We start from the raw sequence: 1,592 nt of genomic DNA, 5'->3' as shown, positions 1-1,592 counted from the left end.
CCCGTGCGCCCGGCCCGTTCCCGGAGCAACCGTCGGGTGATCCGCAGGTCGGGGACGGTGACCACCCGATGGACCAGGTTCGCGGCGGCGAGCACGGCGGCGAGCAGCACACCGGTCGCCGCGGCCGTGCCGGACAGCATGCTGGAAGCACCCACGTCGGCGAGTACGCCGACGAGGTACCAGATCATGCCGAGCCCGATCACGGCACCACCATATCCGCCCCGCGCACCCAGGTCTGCTTCATCAGAATCGGCCGCCCCCGTGAAACCGGGCCCTAGGGCCTGTGTCGAAGTCCCTGGCCGGCCTGCGGCGGGCCCAGGCGACGACCGGCCGCGTTGGGAATTGGTCCGGATACAACACCGGTATCCGGACCGATTCCCGCCTTGCCGGACCGCAGCCTGGACTCCGCCTCGGCTCGACCGAGGACTTCGACACAGGCCCTAGCGGTCGGGATCGGGCTCGGCGCGCAGGGCGGCGGTGGCCCGTAGCGCCTTCACGATCGCCGGGATCGCGCCGATCAGCAGCACCAGCGCCCAGACGATCCCGATGATCGCGAAGAGCAGCGCGCCCAGGTCGTCCAGGATGCTCACCAGGATCACCGGCACCAGATTGTGCAGGAACTCCAGCAGCACCGTGCAGAGCAGGCTGGTCAGGATCAGCAGCACCAGGCCCTTGTTCTGGAGGAACTTCGGCTGGGCCAGCACCAGCAGACCGGCCCAGGCGAGCTTGAGCAGCAGCACCAGGCCGAGCAGCACGGCCGCGTCGCCGACCGGGAAGAACCCCCACAACGCCAGGTACGCCAGCGTGCCGAACGGCGGAGCCAGGAACAACGACACCATGACCATCAGCTCGACGAAGGCGACGATCAGCGCTACGAACGCCACGATGATGAGGACGATCGAGAAGATCAGGGTGGCGACGCCCTGCACCCGACCGTGGATCCGTTCGGGCAGCACCAACCCCAGACAGAACAGCCCGGTGGTCCAGAGCGCCGCCGCGTCGACGAGCACCAGATAGCCGGAGCCCCGGCCGGACGGCTCGCCGACCCCGCTCACGTCACCGACCTCGACCCCGAGGTCACCGGCGCTGTCGGTCAGCGCCGCACCGGCGTCGCCGCCGCCCAGCAACAGCCCGGCCCCCAGCTCGACGCCCACCGCCAGCACCAGCGCCAGCATCGCCAACAGCAGGAACGGCTTGCGCAGCGCGCCCATCCCGGCCTCCCCGCCTCAGTCCCGCGCGATCGTGACCGGGCAGCCGCCGGAGCAGCTCACCCGTACCGTGGTGGCCCGGTCCACGGCGATCCGGGCCACCGCGCCGGTGCCGTCGTCGGCCGGCGTGACGTCGTCCTCGACGGTGAACTCGGCGTCCCCCGGGGCCGGCGCCTCGACGGTGAACGCCTCCGGGCTGCGCAGGATCAGAGTGCGCAACCCACCCGGGTCGGCCACCCGCAGCGCACAGTCGCCGGTGACGGCCAGCACCCCGGGCGCCTCGGCACAGTCCGCGTCGACGGTGCCCGGGTCCACCGCCGACGTCCCGCCGGCCCGCCCCAGCAGGTCGACCAACCCACTGCGCGCCGACGGATCCCCCCGCCC

Annotated in this window: 3 protein-coding genes; all 3 read right to left on the bottom strand. The window is 71.9% G+C overall.

What is annotated here, in order from left to right:
* A partial coding sequence (locus tag EYA84_RS31650; protein ID WP_131057832.1) for a hypothetical protein occupies window positions 1-203 on the bottom strand: 203 nt, incomplete at its 3' end.
* 237 nt (window positions 204-440) lie between these two features.
* Entirely contained in the window at window positions 441-1,211 is a 771-nt protein-coding gene (locus EYA84_RS31645) for a hypothetical protein (protein ID WP_131057831.1), read from the bottom strand.
* Between the two features lie 15 nt (window positions 1,212-1,226).
* Window positions 1,227-1,592, bottom strand: a 366-nt coding sequence (locus tag EYA84_RS32830; RefSeq protein WP_161595084.1) for a hypothetical protein, incomplete at its 5' end; no start/stop codon positions are given.

Source organism: Verrucosispora sp. SN26_14.1 (genome assembly GCF_004307965.1).
Taxonomy (GTDB): Bacteria; Actinomycetota; Actinomycetes; order Mycobacteriales; family Micromonosporaceae; genus Micromonospora.
Note: the sequence above shows the minus strand (reverse complement) of the source record. Positions and strands in the feature narration are given on the sequence as shown.

Excerpts from the sequence above, each read along its gene's own strand:
- EYA84_RS31645 (WP_131057831.1), bottom strand. The coding sequence starts at position 1,211 with ATGGGCGCGCTGCGCAAGCCGTTCCTGCTGTTGGCGATGCTGGCGCTG.